Source organism: Pseudomonas sp. NMI760_13 (assembly GCF_021283245.1).
Taxonomy (GTDB): Bacteria; Pseudomonadota; Gammaproteobacteria; order Pseudomonadales; family Pseudomonadaceae; genus Aquipseudomonas; species Aquipseudomonas peradeniyensis.
Genome location: NZ_JAJSRC010000024.1, coordinates 1 through 17112 on the forward strand (window position 1 = coordinate 1; position 17112 = coordinate 17112).

13 protein-coding genes are annotated in these 17112 nt (G+C 65.7%); 4 read left to right on the forward strand and 9 right to left on the reverse strand.

Going from position 1 to position 17112, the window contains the following annotated elements; all coding sequences use genetic code 11:
- Nucleotides 1-300: 300 nt before the first annotated feature.
- The gene (locus LU671_RS21190) at nucleotides 301-942 is read right to left on the reverse strand and encodes a TetR/AcrR family transcriptional regulator (RefSeq protein ID WP_084942489.1); all 642 of its coding nucleotides are present in this window, start codon (nucleotides 940-942) and stop codon (nucleotides 301-303) included.
- A gap of 171 nt (nucleotides 943-1113) precedes the next feature.
- Between LU671_RS21190 and LU671_RS21195 the strand changes: the two genes are divergently transcribed.
- Nucleotides 1114-2214: an efflux RND transporter periplasmic adaptor subunit gene (locus tag LU671_RS21195; protein ID WP_232856787.1), complete on the forward strand. Its 1101-nt coding sequence runs from the start codon at nucleotides 1114-1116 to the stop codon at nucleotides 2212-2214.
- A 6-nt stretch (nucleotides 2215-2220) separates the two neighbouring features.
- Entirely contained in the window at nucleotides 2221-5286 is a 3066-nt protein-coding gene (locus LU671_RS21200) for an efflux RND transporter permease subunit (protein WP_232856788.1), read from the forward strand.
- A gap of 135 nt (nucleotides 5287-5421) precedes the next feature.
- Here the strand turns inward: LU671_RS21200 and LU671_RS21205 are convergent, their stop codons facing one another.
- Nucleotides 5422-6111, reverse strand: a complete 690-nt coding sequence (locus tag LU671_RS21205) for a DUF4197 domain-containing protein (RefSeq protein WP_096049485.1) — start codon at nucleotides 6109-6111, stop codon at nucleotides 5422-5424.
- Between the two features lie 65 nt (nucleotides 6112-6176).
- Nucleotides 6177-8666, reverse strand: coding sequence for a glycerol-3-phosphate 1-O-acyltransferase PlsB (gene plsB / locus LU671_RS21210; RefSeq protein ID WP_203651085.1), 2490 nt, complete (start codon nucleotides 8664-8666; stop codon nucleotides 6177-6179).
- Between the two features lie 228 nt (nucleotides 8667-8894).
- Between plsB and LU671_RS21215 the strand changes: the two genes are divergently transcribed.
- The gene (locus LU671_RS21215) at nucleotides 8895-9104 is read left to right on the forward strand and encodes a cold-shock protein (RefSeq protein ID WP_011535295.1); all 210 of its coding nucleotides are present in this window, start codon (nucleotides 8895-8897) and stop codon (nucleotides 9102-9104) included.
- Nucleotides 9105-9168: 64 nt separating this feature from the next.
- Here LU671_RS21215 and LU671_RS21220 read toward each other — a convergent pair whose 3' ends face one another.
- From LU671_RS21220 to LU671_RS21235, 4 genes are all read right to left on the reverse strand, one after another.
- Nucleotides 9169-9546, reverse strand: a complete 378-nt coding sequence (locus LU671_RS21220) for a hypothetical protein (protein ID WP_203651087.1) — start codon at nucleotides 9544-9546, stop codon at nucleotides 9169-9171.
- Between the two features lie 17 nt (nucleotides 9547-9563).
- Nucleotides 9564-10376 carry a putative RNA methyltransferase gene (locus LU671_RS21225; RefSeq protein WP_232856789.1) on the reverse strand — a complete coding sequence of 271 codons (813 nt, stop codon included), beginning with the start codon at nucleotides 10374-10376 and terminating at the stop codon, nucleotides 9564-9566.
- Nucleotides 10376-11527, reverse strand: a complete 1152-nt coding sequence (gene dapE / locus LU671_RS21230) for a succinyl-diaminopimelate desuccinylase (RefSeq protein WP_232856790.1) — start codon at nucleotides 11525-11527, stop codon at nucleotides 10376-10378. Before dapE ends, LU671_RS21225 begins: the two co-directional genes overlap by 1 nt.
- A 181-nt stretch (nucleotides 11528-11708) precedes the next feature.
- Entirely contained in the window at nucleotides 11709-14300 is a 2592-nt protein-coding gene (locus LU671_RS21235) for a glycosyltransferase (protein ID WP_203651100.1), read from the reverse strand.
- Nucleotides 14301-14588: 288 nt separating this feature from the next.
- On the opposite strand from LU671_RS21235, the gene tcdA reads away from it, so the two are divergent.
- Nucleotides 14589-15398 (forward strand): tRNA cyclic N6-threonylcarbamoyladenosine(37) synthase TcdA, encoded by an 810-nt coding sequence (tcdA, locus tag LU671_RS21240; RefSeq protein WP_203651101.1) that lies wholly within the window; start codon nucleotides 14589-14591, stop codon nucleotides 15396-15398.
- An 88-nt stretch (nucleotides 15399-15486) separates the two neighbouring features.
- On the opposite strand, the gene LU671_RS21245 is transcribed toward tcdA, so the two are convergent.
- Both LU671_RS21245 and LU671_RS21250 read right to left on the reverse strand, forming a co-directional pair.
- Nucleotides 15487-15897: a SufE family protein gene (locus tag LU671_RS21245; RefSeq protein ID WP_203651102.1), complete on the reverse strand. Its 411-nt coding sequence runs from the start codon at nucleotides 15895-15897 to the stop codon at nucleotides 15487-15489.
- Nucleotides 15894-17099: a cysteine desulfurase gene (locus LU671_RS21250; protein ID WP_232856791.1), complete on the reverse strand. Its 1206-nt coding sequence runs from the start codon at nucleotides 17097-17099 to the stop codon at nucleotides 15894-15896. Before LU671_RS21250 ends, LU671_RS21245 begins: the two co-directional genes overlap by 4 nt.
- Nucleotides 17100-17112 lie beyond the last annotated feature (13 nt).

A 17112-nucleotide genomic window follows, 5' to 3' on the forward strand; every position in this document is an offset into this window, starting at 1 on the left:
CCAATTGCGACTTCAGGAGGCCGAGCGGAGTTCTTGCGGAGGGAGGTGACGGCCATGGATGGCCGTCAAGCGCTGCGCCCCAGGATGGGGCGTTCAGCGCGGTCCTCCCGGGAGCAAGAACGGAGCGAGGGGACCCCGGAGCGCAGCGCAGGGGCCGGATGAACGGAGCGGAACGGTTTTGCCTACTTTTCCCTAGAGAAAAGTAGGTCGCCGTAAAGGCGAAAAGGTGACTAAATGTCGTCATCGCCTACGAATGAGCATGCAAAAATCAAAACAACCACCCCCGAACCCGATCCCGATCTACCCCCGAAAAGCCCGAACAAAAACCCCAACAGCCTCCCGCACATGCGCCTCAGCCTCATCCCCACTCAGCGCCTGCGCACACCCCAGCAACAACCGATAATCCGGCGCCCCCTTCACCAGGCAGAAAAAATGCTCCGCCGCCCGCAACGGGTTGTCGATCCGCAGCAACCCCCGCTGGTCGACACAGTGCAGCAGCGCCGCCATCCCGGCCATCACCCGCTTCGGCCCCGCCTCGTAGAAGTACTGCCCAAACCCCGGATCCTGGCTCCCGAGGGCAAAGATCAGGCGACTCAGCTTGACCGCCTCGTCACTGCTGATCAGCGCCTGGAACCCACGGGCAATGTTCAGCAGCACATCCTCCACCGCCACCCCTTCCGGATACTCGAACATCAAGTCAGGCAATTGGTTCTGGCAGGTGGACATGACCGCCGCGCCAAACAGCGTCTGCTTGTCGGTGAAATGGCTGTAGACGGTGAGCTTTGAAACACCTGCCGCCGCCGCGACCGCATCCATGCTGGTGTTGGCATAGCCAAGGCTGAGGAACAGGTGCTTGGCGGCTTCGAGGATGGCCTCGCGCTTGGCCAGGTCCTTGGGCCGGCCTGGGCCGATGGGTGCGTCGTTGGACATGAGGGACCGCATTCAGTGTGAAAGGGGCACATCTTACCGGGTCGTGAAGCCGTCGGCTGCAGCATACGTCGCAACGCAAATATGAGTTTTCTCTGAAACGCCCGCTTCCCCGGCAAGGTTCGCTGACTTAATATACTCGCCAGTATAAATATTCGATGCACCCTCTGCCAAAGGTCATTCATCATGTTGCGTCGTGCGTTGTCCCTCGCCCTGCCGGCAGCCGCCGTGCTCCTGCTTTCCGCCTGCGGCCAGGAGGCCGCGCCACCTGCCGCGCCGCGGCCGGCGCTGGTGGTCCAGCCGCAACCCGCGCAGGCTTCGGCCGACAGCTATCCGGGCGAGGTGCGCGCGCGCTTCGAGCCTGAACTTGCGTTCCGCATCGGTGGCAAGGTCAGCAAGCGCCTGGTGGAGGAGGGGCAGCGGGTCAAGACCGAGCAGCCGCTGGCCGAACTCGATCCCCAGGACGTGCGCCTGCAACTGGAGGCCAACCGCGCCCAGCTGGCGGCGGCCGAGGCCAACCTGGCGCTGGTGCGCGCCGAGCGCGACCGCTACCAGAAACTGCTGGACCGGCAGATGGTCAGCCGCTCCCAGTTCGATAACGCCGAGAACCTCTACCGCGCCGGCCAGGCGCGCCTGAAACAGGCCAAGGCCGAGTTCGAGGTGGCCGGCAACCAGGCCGAGTACGCGGTGCTGCGCGCGCCCCAGGCCGGGGTGATCGCCAAGCGCCAGGTCGAGGTGGGCCAGGTGGTGGCCGCCGGGCAGACCGTGTTCACCCTCGCCGCCGACGGTGAGCGCGAAGTGGTCATCGGCCTGCCGGAGCAGCAGTTCGCCCGCTTCGCCGTCGGCCAGACGGTGAGCGTGGAGCTGTGGTCGCACCCGAACCGACGCTTCGAGGGCCGCATTCGCGAGCTTTCCCCGGCGGCGGACCCGCGTTCGCGGACCTTTGCCGCACGCATCGCCTTCACCTCCAACGACACGCCGGCCGAGCTCGGCCAGAGCGCCCGGGTGTTCATCGACCATGCCGAACGCTCGCCGCTGGCGGTGCCGCTCTCGGCGGTGACCGCCGAGGCCGGCCAGGCCTATGTCTGGAAGGTCGGCAAGGACAACCGCCTGGAGCGCGCGCAGGTGCGCCTTGGCGCCTATGGCGCCGACAGTGTGCCGGTGCTCGAAGGGCTGCAGGCCGGCGATTGGGTGGTCGCCGCGGGCGGCCATGTGCTGCGCGAGGGACAACAGGTGCGGCCTGTGGACCGCAGCAACCGTGAAGTGAACCTGGCGGCCAAGGAGTAAGTCCCGATGGGTTTCAACCTTTCCGCCTGGGCGCTGCGCAATCGCCAGATCGTGTTGTTCCTGATGATCCTGCTGGCGGCGATCGGCGCCATGTCCTACACCAAGCTGGGGCAGAGCGAGGATCCACCCTTTACCTTCAAGGCCATGGTCATCCGCACCCTGTGGCCCGGGGCGACCGCCGAGGAAGTGTCGCGCCAGGTCACCGAGCGCATCGAAAAGAAGCTGATGGAGACCGGCGAGTACGAGCGGATCGTCTCGTTCTCGCGGCCCGGTGAGTCCCAGGTCACCTTCATGGCCCGCGACGCGATGCATTCCAAGGACATCCCCGAGCTGTGGTACCAGATCCGCAAGAAGGTCGCGGACATCAAGCACACCCTGCCGCCCGAGGCGCAGGGGCCGTTCTTCAACGACGAGTTCGGCACCACCTTCGGCAACATCTATGCCCTGACCGGCGCCGGCTTCGACTATGCGGTGCTCAAGGACTACGCCGACCGTATCCAGATCCAGTTGCAACGGGTCAAGGACGTGGGCAAGGTCGAGCTGATCGGCCTGCAGGACGAGAAGGTCTGGATCGAGCTGTCCAACGTCAAACTGGCCACCCTGGGCATACCGCTGGCCGCCGTGCAGCAGGCGCTGCGCGAGCAGAACGCGTTGAGTACCGCAGGCTTCTTCGAGACGCCCAGCGAGCGCCTGCAACTGCGGGTCAGCGGGCGCTTCGACAGCGTCGAGCAGATTCGCCAGTTCCCCATCCGCGTAGGTGACCGCACCTTCCGTATCGGCGACGTCGCCGAGGTGCAGCGCGGTTTCAATGACCCGCCCGCGCCGCGCATGCGCTTCATGGGCGAGGATGCCATCGGCCTGGCGGTGTCGATGAAGGACGGCGGTGACATCCTGGTGCTTGGCAAGGCCCTGGAAGGCGAATTCGCCCGCCTGGCGCAAAACCTGCCGGCGGGCATGGAGCTGCGCAAGGTGTCCGACCAGCCGGCGGCGGTAAAGGCCGGGGTCGGCGAGTTCGTGCAGGTGCTGATCGAGGCCCTGGCGATCGTCCTGTTGGTGAGCTTCTTCTCCCTGGGCCTGCGCACCGGACTGGTGGTGGCGCTGGCGATCCCGCTGGTGCTGGCCATGACCTTTGCCGCCATGTACTACTTCGGCATCGGCCTGCACAAGATTTCCCTGGGGGCGCTGGTGCTGGCCCTGGGCCTGCTGGTGGACGACGCGATCATCGCGGTGGAGATGATGGCGATCAAGATGGAGCAGGGCTACGACCGGCTCAAGGCAGCGAGCTACGCCTGGACCAGCACGGCATTCCCGATGCTCACAGGTACCCTGATCACCGCCGCCGGTTTCCTGCCGATCGCCACGGCGGCTTCCGGCACGGGGGAGTACACCCGTTCGATCTTCCAGGTGGTGACCATCGCCCTGCTGACCTCATGGGTCGCCGCGGTGGTGTTCGTGCCCTACCTGGGTGAGCGCCTGCTGCCGGACCTGGCCAAGCTTCACGCGGCCCGCCATGGCGCCGACGGGCATGCCCCCGATCCGTACGCCACGCCGTTCTACCAGCGCGTCAGGCGGGTGGTGGAGTGGTGCGTGCGGCGGCGCAAGACGGTGATCGTCCTGACCATCGCCGCGTTCGTCGGCAGCATCCTGCTGTTCCGCTTCGTGCCGCAGCAGTTCTTCCCGGCCTCCGGCCGGCCGGAGCTGATGGTCGACCTGAAACTGGCCGAAGGTGCCTCGCTGAACAACACCTCCGAACGGGTCAAGCAGCTGGAGGCGCTGCTCAAGCAGCAGGATGGCATCGCCAACTACGTCGCCTACGTCGGCACCGGCTCGCCGCGCTTCTACCTGCCGCTGGACCAGCAACTGCCGGCGGCGAGCTTTGCCCAGTTCGTGGTGCTGGCCAAGTCGCTGGAGGACCGTGAGCGGCTGCGCAGCTGGCTGATCGGCACCCTCGACCAGCAGTTCCCCGACTTGCGCTCGCGGGTCACGCGCCTGGAGAACGGCCCACCCGTGGGCTATCCGGTGCAGTTCCGCGTCACCGGCGAGCACATCGAGAAGGTCCGCGCCCTGGCCCGCGAGGTGGCGGCCAAGGTGCGCGAGAACCCGCATGTGGTCAACGTGCACCTGGACTGGGAGGAGCCGAGCAAGGCGGTGTACCTGGACATCGACCAGGACCGCGCCCGGGCCCTGGGGGTGAGCACCGCGCACTTGTCGAGCTTCCTGCAGAGCTCGCTGACCGGCAGCAACGTCAGCCAGTACCGTGAGGACAACGAGCTGATCGAGATCCTCCTGCGCGGCACCTCGGAGGAGCGCCGCGAGCTGGGCAGCCTGGGCAGCCTGGCAGTACCTACCGACAACGGCCAGAGCGTGGCCCTGTCGCAGGTGGCGACCCTGGAATACGGCTTCGAGGAAGGCATCATCTGGCACCGCAACCGCCTGCCCACCGTCACCGTGCGTGCCGACATCTACGACAAGGAACAGCCGGCGACCCTGGTCAAGCAGATCCAGCCGACCCTGGCCCAGATCAAGAGTGAGCTGCCCGATGGCTACCTGCTTGAAGTGGGCGGCACGGTGGAAGACTCCGAGCGTGGCCAGCGCTCGGTGAACGCCGGCATGCCCCTGTTCATCGTGGTGGTGCTGAGCCTGCTGATGATCCAGCTGCGCAGTTTCTCGCGGATGTTCATGGTGTTCCTCACCGCGCCCCTCGGGTTGATCGGCGTGACCCTGTTCCTGCTGGTGTTCCGCCAGCCGTTTGGTTTCGTCGCCATGCTCGGGACCATCGCCCTGGCGGGGATGATCATGCGCAACTCGGTGATCCTGGTGGACCAGATCGAACAGGATATCGCTGCGGGGATGGCGCGTTGGCAGGCGATCATCGAGGCCACGGTGCGGCGCTTCCGGCCGATCGTGCTGACCGCATTGGCGGCGGTGCTGGCGATGATTCCGCTGTCGAGGAGCGTGTTCTACGGGCCGATGGCGGTGGCGATCATGGGCGGCTTGATCGTCGCCACGGTGTTGACCCTGCTGTTCCTGCCGGCGTTGTATGCGGCGTGGTTCAGGGTCAGGAAGGACTGAAAACCGCAGGGGAGGGCTGTGCCCTCCGTTCGCGGCACAATGCCGCTCCTACAGGGATACGCAATCCACTGTAGGAGCGGCCTCGCCGAGGCGTCGGACCGGCCGGAAAGGGCTGCAAAGCAGCCCCCATGGCCCTCAAAGCGCGCCGAACACCTTCTTGGCCAGGCTGGTCGCGGCACCGGCCGGGTTCTGGCGAATGCTCTCTTCCTGCTTGGCGATCATCTCGAACAGCCCGTCCAGGGCTTTCTCGGTCACGTAGCTCTCGATGTTGGCGCTCTTGGCGTCGACCACGCCCAGGCCTGCGGCTTGCCCGGCGAAGTTGTTGTACTGCTGGGCCAGGCCGACCTTGTCGGTGGCCTGCTTGACGATCGGCAGGAACTTGGCGCGGATCTGCTCGCGGCTGCTCTTGTTCAGGTACTGGGTGGCCGAATCCTGGCCGCCGCTGAGGATGCCCTTGGCATCGGTCACGGTCATCTTCTTCACCGCGTCCACCAGGATCGCCTGGGCTTGTGGCACCGCAGCCTCGGCGGCCTTGTTCATGCTGGTTTCCAGGGCTTCGACCTGTTCACCCTTGCCGAACATCTTCATGGCCTTGGCGGCCTTGCCGAGGTTGCCCGGCAGCTCGATGCGCACGTCGGGGTTGTTGCTGAAACCGCCGGGGGTGCTCAGTTGCTTGACGGCGATCTGCGCGCCTTGGGTGAGGGCGTCCTTCAGGCCGCCGGAGGCGTCGCTCTGGGACAGGTCGCCGAGCGACAGGGCCAGGGCGTTGGCCGACAGCAGCAGGCCGGCGCACAGGGTGGTGAAGCGCAGGGAGGAGCGGATCATGGGGATTTCCTTATGGGCAGAATGGTGCAGGTTCAGCGTATCGGGTAGACCGGGATCGGGCCAGTTCACTCAACCGCCACAGGTTCCGGTGTTTCATCGCGGTGCAAGGCTACCTGGCGAATCGACAGACGCAGCTCTGCCGACAGTACCCGCTTGGCCACGCCCTCGGCCAGCTCGGCAAGCTTGTCGTGGTAACCCAGCTTGCCGTTGTCGTCCGGCTGCAGCACGCCTTCGCGCACCAGGGTCTGGATGAAGTGGCGGAACAAGGTCTTGTCGAAGAACTCCGGGGCGTTCAGGCCATGCAGGATCGACAGGCGCTGGGCCATCATCACGCACAGCTCCTCCAGCTCTTCGGCGCTCAGTGTGTGCTGGCCGCTGTTGAGCAGCAACGAGGTGGCCATGTAGAAGCGCTGCAGGGTCTGGGTGATGGTGCGTGCCAGCAGGGTCAGCAGGACGAACTGCCGCGAGCTGGGAGCTGGACGCATGTAGATGTCCTGCTCCCTGCGCAGCAGCCCCTGCTCGACCAGCGCCGTCAGCCACTGGTCGATCACCTCGTCCAGTTGCTCGGGCGTCCAGCGCAGGAACAGCTCGGCCTGCAGGTACGGATACAGCGCCCGCACGTACTGGCCCAGCAATTCGCGGCTCATGCGCGAGCTGCTGAGGAAGAAGCTCGCCAGCAGCCCCGGCAGGGCGAAGATGTGCAGTACGTTGTTGCGGTAATAGGTCATCAGCACCGCATTGGCTTCGTCCAGGTAGAGGATGCGCCCCAGCGCGTCCTTCTGCTCGGCCAGCAGGTCCATGCCCAGCACGTGGTCGATCAGCGCCTTGCCGTCGCCATCGGGCAGCGTGGTATGCGGCGAGTAGGGCACCTGGCGCAGCAAGGCCAGGTACAGGTCGAGTACGCGGGTCAGGGCGCGTTCGTCCAGGGCCAGGCGGCTGGTCGACAGCAGGGCCAGGGCCACCAGGTTGACCGGGTTGATCGCCGCGGCTTCGTTCAGGTGACGGGCGACCGTCTCGCCCAGACGGGTGGTGGTGTCGTTGAGCCAGTCCGGGCGGAACTGCGGGCCGAGCGGCTGATCGCGCCAGCCGGGCTGCTGTTCGTCGAGGAAGCTGTTGAGGCGGATCGGCTCGCCGAAGTTGACGTAGACCTGGCCGAAGCGCTGCTTGAGCGCGCCGATGACCTTGAAGATGTCGAAGATCGATTCTTTCTTCTTGCTGGCGCCGCGCAGTTCGCCCAGGTAGGTGCGGCCTTCGAGCACCCGCTCGTAGCCGATGTACACCGGGACGAAGACGATCGGCGTGCGCGAGGAGCGCAGGAAGCTGCGCAGGGTGATCGCCAGCATGCCGGTGCGCGGCTGCAGCATGCGCCCGGTGCGCGAGCGGCCGCCCTCGACGAAGTACTCGACCGGGAAGCCCTTGGTGAACAGGGTGTGCAGGTACTCGTTGAACACGGCGGTGTACAGCGGGTTGCCCTTGAACGTGCGGCGCATGAAGAAGGCGCCGCCGCGGCGCAGCAGGCCGCCGATCACCGGCATGTTGAGGTTGATGCCGGCGGCGATGTGTGGCGGCGTCAGGCCGTTGCGGAACAGCAGGTAGGACAGCAACAGGTAGTCGATGTGGCTGCGGTGGCAGGGTACGTAGATCACCTCGTGGCCGGGGGCGATGCCCTGCACCTGCTCGATGTGGTTGACCTTGATGCCGTCGTAGATCTTGTTCCAGAACCAGCTGAGCACCACTTCGAGGAAGCGGATGGCGGTGTAGGTGTAGTCCGAGGCGATCTCGTTGCCATAGTGCAGCGCCTTGGCCTCGGCCTTGGCGTAGGGGATCTTCTCGCGATCGGCCTCGTCGCTGATGGCCTGGCGCACCAGCGGGTCGTGCACCAGGCCCTTGACCAGGTTGCGTCGGTGCGAGATGTCGGGGCCGATCACCGCGGTCTTCAGGTTGCGGAAATGCACGCGCATCATGCGCTGGGCCATGCGCACGGTGCGCTCATGCCCCTTGTTGTGCTGCACCAGCTCGCGCAGGTGGATCGGCGCGGAGAACTGCACGCGGGTCTTGCGCCCCAGGATCAGCACGCTGAGCAGGCGGCGCAGGCGGCCGGTGACGGCCCAGCTGTCGGCGAACAGCAGCTTCCACGGGCTCGACTCGCTGGCGGGGGTCTGGCCCCAGAAAACGCTGACCGGAATGATCTGCGCGTCTTCCTCGGCGTGCTGGCTGATCGCCGCGACCAGGCGCTCGAGCGTCGGTGGCGCGCCGCGTTTGTCCTGGCGGCCGAGCCAGTCAGGCTCGGGGGTCAGGTAGAAGAACGCCGCGGGCTCCTGCAGCGGGCCGACGGCCACCGGCAGCACCGGACGTGGCAGCCCCGCCTTGGTGCACTCGTGGTCGATCACGGCCAGATCGGTGAGCGACGGCGAGGAGAGGGCGTAGAACACCGGTCGGCTGCGGTCGAGCTTGAGCGTCAGCGAGGACTGGTTGATGGTTTCGGAGCGCACCCACAGGTAGAGAACGCGACGCAGGGCGCCGAAGATGAGGCGGCGCAGGGGGGAACGGGTCATGGGGTGGGGCCCTGGGTGAAAGTTTTCGTGTTTTACTGCCCGTTAGTCTGCCGTATCTGCGTAAGTTCAGCAAAATTCGGCCAAAAATGACCCTGTCATGAATTTTTTTTGTTCCCTGTCATATACTCGGCCTGCCGCTTGCAGGATATTCGTGCAAGCTGCGTCGGCGCGGACGGTGAACCCGCGCCAGCAAGGCGATCTTCAAAATAAAAATCCGGAGTAGTTCAGATGTCGTCTCGTGAGACTGGGAATGTGAAGTGGTTCAACGATGCCAAGGGTTATGGCTTCATTCAGCGCGAAGGTGGTGCGGACGTGTTCGTCCACTATCGGGCTATCCGCGGTGAGGGGCATCGCACCCTGGTCGAAGGGCAGCAGGTCGAGTACGCCCTCGTGCAAGGCCAGAAAGGCCTGCAGGCCGAGGACGTGGTAGGGCTCTGAGCCTCGCGGCTGTACGCTCAAGCTGCAAGTTGACCGTGGAACTTGCAGCCTGATGCGAACGCCTTCAGTTCGTGCGCCAGGTGATTTCCTGTTCACCGTCGGCGCTGATGCGGATCCAGCGATCGGCATCTTCTTCCCCGTCTTCCTCCGCCCAGCTGCCAGGCGCACAGCGCACTTCGACGTTGAGCGCGGCGAATGCCGCACGGGCGCAGGCGATGTCGTCGGCCCACGGGGTCTGGTCGCTTTCCAGGTACAGGCTGTTCCATTTCCCCACAGCTTTCGGTAACCAGGTGACCGGAATGTTACCGGCCATGCACTTGAAGGTCTGGCCTTTCTGCTTCCATTCGCTGCACGGGCCCAGGGCCAGGGCGAGCCAGTCGGCGATCTGCTTGTGATCGACGTCGTCGTCCTTGAGGTAGATCTCGATATCGGGTTGACGCATGGGGGGCTCCAGTGTGCTCAGTCTTGGCGCACGAAATAGTCATAACGCATGGAAACGGTGACCTCAAAGGGTTCGGGCTGGTCGATCACCCGTGCGCGCTTCTCGGCGCTGGCACGCCAGCCGTGCGGGGTCATGGCCAGCAGGTCGGCGCGGGCCTTGGCGTCGGCCAGGCTCAGGCGGAACTCGAGGATCTCGCCGTGGGCGTGGGCCATGCCCTCGGGGACCAGGGCCAGGTGCTTGTCGTCGGCGTACGGGCGCACTTCATCGTAGAGCACCTCGCGCATTTCCATCAGGTGGCCGCTGGTCGGTCCGACCCGCATCAGGCCGCCGCCGGGGGCGAGCAGGCGCCTGGCCTCCTGCCAGTCGAGCGGGCTGAACACGCTGGCGATGAAGCCGCAACTGGCATCGGCCATGGGCACGCGGGCCATGCTGGCGACCATCCAGGTCACCTCGGGGGCGCGGCGGCAGGCGCGCTTGACCGCCTCGCGGGAGATATCCAGGGCGTAGCCGTCGGCGGCCGGCAGGGCCTGGGCGATCTGCGCGGTGTAGTAGCCTTCGCCGCAGCCGATGTCCAGCCAGGCCTGTGGCTGGCGCTCGGCAGCCAGTTGCGCCAAGCGGTGCGCTACCGGGGCGTAGTGGCCGGCGTCGAGGAAATCGCGGCGGGCTTCGACCATGGCCTGGTTGTCGCCCGGATCGCGGCTGTTCTTGTGCTGCACCGGCAGCAGGTTCAGGTAGCCCTGGCGGGCGCGGTCGAAACGGTGGCCGGCGGGGCAGGCCACGCCATTGTCGAGTTGCGCCAGCGGCGCCTGGCAGAGAGGGCAGGCGAGCATCAGGCGAGCAACCGTACCAGGGTCTGGTAGTAGATCTCGGTCAGCAGGTCGAGGTCGCTGGCCAGGATGCGTTCGTCCACCTGGTGGATGGTGGCGTTGACCGGGCCGAGCTCGACCACCTGGGTGCCCATGGTGGCGATGAAGCGGCCGTCGGAGGTACCGCCGCTGGTCGATGGGCGGGTTTCGCGACCGGTGACCGCCTTGATGCTCGACGACACCGCATCGAGCAGGTCGCCCGGCTCGGTGAGGAACGGCAGGCCCGACAGCGCCCAGTCGATGTTCCATTCCAGCTGATGCTTGTCGAGGATTGCCGCGACGCGCTGCTGCAGGCCTTCGACCGTCGATTCGGTGGAGAAGCGGAAGTTGAACAGCGCGGTCAGCTCGCCCGGGACCACGTTGGTGGCGCCGGTACCGGAGTTGAGGTTGGAGATCTGGAAGCTGGTCGGTGGGAAGAACGCGTTGCCTTCGTCCCAGTGCTCGGCGGCAAGTTCCGCCAGGGCCGGCGCGGCCAGGTGGATCGGGTTGCGCGCCAGGTGTGGGTAGGCCACGTGGCCCTGCTTGCCGCGCACGGTCAGCTTGGCGCCAAGTGAGCCGCGACGGCCGTTCTTGACCACGTCACCGAGCAGGGTGGTGCTGGACGGTTCGCCGACGATGCACCAGTCCAGGCGTTCGTTGCGTGCCTTGAGGCGCTCGACCACGGCCTTGGTGCCATGGTGGGCCGGGCCTTCCTCGTCGCTGGTGATCAGGAAGGCGACCTTGCCGCGGTGGTTCGGGTAATCGTGCACGAAGCGCTCGCTGGCTACCACCATGGATGCCAGGCTGCCCTTCATGTCGGCGGCGCCACGGCCGCAGAGCATGCCGTCGGCATCGATCAGCGCCTCGAACGGTTCATGCTGCCACTGTTGCACCGGGCCGGTGGGGACCACGTCGGTGTGGCCGGCGAAGCACAGCACCGGGCCGTCCTGGGTGCCATGGCTGGCCCAGAAGTTGTCGACGTCCTCGATGCGCATCGGCTCGAGCTGGAAGCCGACGGCGCCCAGGCGGTTCATCATCTGGGTCTGGCAATCGGCATCGACCGGGGTGACCGAGGGGCGACGGATCAGGTCGCAGGCCAGTTGCAGGGTAGGCGAGAGCTCGGCTGGGGCCGTCATTGAAGGACTCCGGGGCAAGGCAAGGCGGGGAAACTGAGGGGCGTTATCTTATATCAAACCATGGTGGAATGGGGCCGCGTTACGGCCCTTTCGCGGCACAAGGCCGCTCCTACAAAGACCGCGCTGCCTGTGTAGGAGCGGCCTTGTGCCGCGAAAGGGGCGCAACGCGCCCCCGGCGATCTCAAGCCTGTTGTGGCTCTGCAACCTTCTCGGCGGGCTTGGGCAACGACGACAGCAACGCCATCACCAGCGCCGCCAGGTACGGCAACGACTGCACCAGCAACATCGCCACCCAGAAGCGCATGTCCGAACTCGGCAGCCCCTGCACCAGGTAGATCCCCAGCGCCGCGCCCCACAGCAGCAACATGATGAACAGCTCTTCGCGGGCTTCGGAGATCGCCACCAGCACACCGTGGCTGTCGGCATTCTTCGGTGTGCGGAAAAACGGCATGCTGCTGGTGAAGAAACCGTACAGCACCGCCTTGGCAATGGTGTGCGACAGCGCCAGCCCCGCCAGCGCTGCAGCGAAGGCATCTTTCATGTTGACCCCCACCGCGCGGCGGTAGAGGAAGACGATCTTGCCGACCTTGAAGAAGAACAGCGCCAGCGGCGGAATGGCGAACATCATCAGCGGCGGGTCGACCCGGTGCGGCACGATGATCATCGCCGCCGACCACAGCAGCGCGCCGACGGTGAAGAAGATGTTCATGCCGTCGGCGATCCATGGCAGCCAGCCGGCCAGGAAGTGGTAGCGCTGGCCGCGGGTCAGCTCGCTGCCCTTGCCGCGCAGCAGGGCGCCGGCGTGGTGCTTGATAATCTGGATGGCGCCATAGGCCCAGCGGAAACGCTGTTTCTTGAAGTCGATGAAGGTGTCGGGCATCAGGCCCTTGCCGTAGCTGTTATGGGCATAGGCTGCCGACAGACCCTTCTCGAACACGCGCAGGCCAAGCTCGGCATCCTCGCAGATGCACCACTCGGCCCAGCCCAGCTCCTCGAGCACGCTGCGCCTGGTCATGGTCATGGTGCCGTGCTGGATGATCGCGTCACGGTCGTTGCGGGTGACCATGCCGATATGGAAGAAGCCCTTGTATTCGCTGTAGCACAGCTTCTTGAAAGCGCTCTCGTGCTGGTCGCGGTAGTCCTGGGGCGATTGCACCACGGCGATCTTCGGGTCGGCAAAGTGCGGCACCATGTGCTTGAGCCAGTTGCGATCGACACAGTAGTCCGAGTCGATCACCGCGATCACCTCGGCGTCCTTGGCCGTGTGCGGGATCAGGTAGTTCAGCGCGCCACCCTTGAAACCGGCCAGCGGCGCGACGTGGAAGAACCTGAAGCGCTCGCCGAGCTTTTCGCAGTGGGCCTTGAGCGGCTCCCACACGGCCGGGTCCTTGGTGTTGTTATCGATCACCAGCACTTCGTAGTCCGGGTAGTCCAGCGCGGCGAGGGCGTCGAGGGTCTGCTTCACCATCTCCGGCGGTTCGTTGTAGCACGGCACGTGCACCGAGACCTTGGGCCGGTAGGCGCTGTCGCCCTGCACGGGCAGGAACTCCCGCCGTCGCTTGTGAATCCACACCGCCTCGGCCAGTTCATGGGCCTCGGTCAGCAGCACGATGAACACCCCGAGGGCGCCCAGCGCCAGCAGCACGCCCACGGTGAGGCTGAACCAGGTGCTGTACTGCTGGCTGTAGTCATAGGCGATCCACACCAGCACCGACCCGCACAGGAAGGTGATGAAGGTGAGGAAGGTGCGCCCGCGCTGGCGCAGGGCCGAGCCGTCGATCAACAGGATGGCCAGGGCGATCATCGCCAGCACCACCGAGGCCACGGCCAGGGCGCGCCATTGCGGGATCGCCACGATCGGGCCCTCGAAGTTGAATTTCTGCTGGCGCTCGGCGTTGTACACGCCCCAGTAGGCGCCCACCGAGCCTTCGTCGCTGGCCTTCCACGGCTGATCGTAGGCTTCGATGACGAAATAGTTGTAGCCGCGGCGGTTGAGGGTGTTGACCAGGGTGCGCAGGTAGATGGCCTGGTCGGCCTGGGTGGCGTCGGCGCCGCCGCGCATGCGGCCGTTGCTTGGCCAGCCGACCTCGGACAACAGCAGCGGCTTGCGCGGGAACTGCTTGCGCAGCTCGCGGGCACGGTCGAGGACGAACTGCACCGAGTCCTTCATGGGCACGAACTCCCAGTAGGGCAGGATGTGCGCGGCGACCAGGTCGACGTGTTTCGCCAGTTCCGGGTGCTCCTTCCAGATGTGCCACTGCTCACTGGTGGTCACCGGCACCTTGACCGCGGCGCGGACCCGGTCCAGGTATCCGATCAGTTGCTCGGCGGTGACTTCCTCGCGGAACAATGCTTCGTTGCCGACCACTACCCGCACCACGCTGCGCGAGGTGTTGGCCAGGCCGATGGCCTTTTCGATCTCCCGCTCATTGCGTTCCTGATCGTTGCTGATCCAGATCCCCAGGGTGACACGCAGGCCAAGCTCTTCGGCCAGGCGCGGCACCTCGGCCTGGGTACCCTCGACGGTGTAGATACGGATGTTGTCGGTCAGCTTGTTCAGTTGCTCGAGGTCCTGGCGGATCTCGTCCTCGCTGGGGTATTGGCCCTTCTGTGGGCTCTGGCCGAGACGGAACGGCGAGTAGGAGAAACCGGAAATCTGTTCCGGCCAGGCGGGGGCGGATACCGGGCGGTTGATCAAGGCCCAGAACCCGGTGAACAGCGCGGCGATGGCCAGGACCACCACCAGGTTGAGACCGAATTTACGTGATGACATAGGTGTTCGAGGTTCCGAAGAGGGGAGCGAGGCGTCGCCGCTGGGGCGTGGGTCCTACGGATTCCGGGGAAGGTAATCCGTTGGATTGTCGACAGAGGATGTAGTTCTCAGTCCGCCTGGCTGTCGTCCAGATATAGTTGCTTGATAGGACATTAAAGCAGGCATGGCAGGATTTTTTCCAATCCGTGGCCGCTCTGGCACGCCCAGGTGGCGTGATCGGGCCGTGCGCTATGCCCGCGAGCCCATGGCTTGGCCTATAATGCGCGCCGGTTTTTTCGGGGTATCAGCATGAGCACAGAAGATCCACGCTTCGCCGGCGTCGCCCGGCTCTACGGCGACGACGGCTTGCAGCGCCTGAGTCAGGCCCATGTGGCCATCGTCGGCATTGGCGGGGTTGGCTCGTGGGCGGCCGAGGCCCTGGCCCGCAGCGGCGTGGGCGAGATCAGCCTGTTCGACCTGGACGATGTCTGCGTGAGCAACACCAACCGTCAGGCCCATGCCCTCGAAGGCCAGGTCGGCCGAGCCAAGGTCGAGGTGATGGCCGAGCGCCTGCGGGCGATCAACCCAGCCTGCACGGTGCATGCGGTGGCCGATTTCGTCACCCGCGAGACCATGGCCGAGTACATCACCGAGCAGATGGACTGCGTGATCGACTGCATCGACAGCGTGATGGCCAAGGCGGCGCTGATCGCCTGGTGTCGCCGTCGCAAGATCGCCATCGTCACCACCGGTGGTGCCGGCGGGCAGATCGACCCGACCCAGATCCAGCTTGGCGACCTCAACAAGACCTTCAACGACCCGTTGGCTTCACGGGTGCGCTCGACCCTGCGGCGTGACTACAACTTCTCGCGCAACACCAGCCGCAACTATGGCGTGCCATGCGTGTTCTCCAGCGAACAACTGCGCTACCCCAAGGGGGATGGCAGCGTGTGCCTGCAGAAGAGCTTTGTCGGTGAAGGCGTGCGCCTGGACTGCGCCGGTGGATTCGGTGCGGTGATGATGGTGACCGCGACCTTCGGCATGGTCGCGGCGAGCAAGGCCGTGGAGAAACTGGTGGCCGGGGCGCGCCGGCCTTCTGAGCGGATCAAGCCTGAATAAATGGGGCCCTTCGCGGGTAAACCCGCTCCCACAGGTCTTGCACACTTCCTGTGGGAGCGGGTTTACCCGCGAAGAGGGCAGCACCGATTCAACGGTTAGACACCAGCTCCGCCATCTTCAGCAACACCGCATGCAGCCCATTGCTGCGTGACGGCGACAACTGCCGCTCCAGCCCCAACTGGGTAAACCAGGCGCTCAGGTCCAACCCCATCAGTTGATCGCTGGCCAAGCCTTGCACCCGCACCAGCAGAAGCGCCAGCAAGCCCCGCAGCATCCGCGCATCGCTGCCGGCCTTGAACCGCCATTGGCCGTCATCTTGCACCGCCACCAGCCATACCAGGCTTTCGCAACCGTGCACGCGGTTGTCCTCGGTCTTCTCCGCATCCGTCAAAGGCTCAAGGCGATCCCCCCACTGCATCAGCAACCGCGCCCGCTGCTCCCACCCGCGCGCCTGCTCGAAACTCTCCAGCGCCTGGCTGGCCTCGGCCGACAGGCTCATCGCAGCAGCTCCAGGCCCTGGTCGAGCGCCTCGAAGAAACGTTGCAGGTCGTCGCTGTCGGAATAGAGCCCCAACGACACGCGTATCGCGCCGTCCAGGCCCAGGTGCCTGAGCAGCGGCATGGCGCAATGATGCCCGGCGCGCACGGCGATGCCCTGTTCGGTCAGCAGGTGGGCAATATCGGCGTTGTGCACCCCATCGATGACGAAACTGGCCAGCGCCACCTGGGGCGCGCCGAGCAGACGAACCCCCTCGCGATCAGCCAGACCGCGTACCAGATGCTGGTGCAGGGTGGCCTCATGGGCAACCACCGCGTTGGCATCGAGGCTGGCCAGGTAATCCAGGGTGGCGCCCAGTCCGATGACACCCGCGATCGGCGGCGTGCCGGCTTCGAAGCCCAGCGGTGCCGGGCGGAAGCTGGCCTCCTGGTAGTCCGCCAACTGCACCATCTCGCCGCCGTACTGCCAGTGGCGCAGCAGTGCCAGCGCCTGCTGGCGGCCGTACAGCACGCCCACGCCATCCGGGCCGTAGAGCTTGTGGCTGGAAAACACATAGAAGTCGCAGTCCAGTTGCTGCACGTCGTGGCGACCATGGACCACGCCTTGCGCGCCATCGACCACGCTCAGCGCGCCTTGGGCTCGGGCATGGGCCAGCAACGGTGCCAGCGGCTGCCAGGTTCCCAGCACATTGGACAACTGGCTGATCGCCAGCAAGCGGGTGCGCGGGCCGATCAGTTGCAGGGCCTGTTCCTGGTCGACATGCCCCAGGTCGTTCACCGGCAGGATCACCAGGCGCAGTTGACGTCGATGCGCCAGTTGTTGCCAGGGCAGCAGGTTGGCGTGGTGTTCCAGGGCGCTGACGGCGATTTCGTCACCGGCCTCGAAGCGGTGCTCCAGGCCATAGGCCAGAAGGTTCAGGGCCGAGGTGGCGCCGTGGGTGAAAACGATCTGCCGCGAGTCGGCGGCATTGAGCCAGGCGGCGACCTTGTCGCGGGTACCCTCGAAGGCCTGGGTGGCCAGGGCGCCGGGCAGGTGCTGGGCGCGGTGCACGTTGGCGGCGCCATGGCCATAGTAATGGCTCAGGGCATCCAGCAAGGCCTGGGGCTTCTGGGTGGTGGCGGCGCTGTCCAGGTAGGTCTGGTGCTGCCGTTGCAGGGCGGCGATGGCGGGGAAATCGGCGCGCCAGGGAGAGGGCTGGAACATGTTAGCGGGGCCT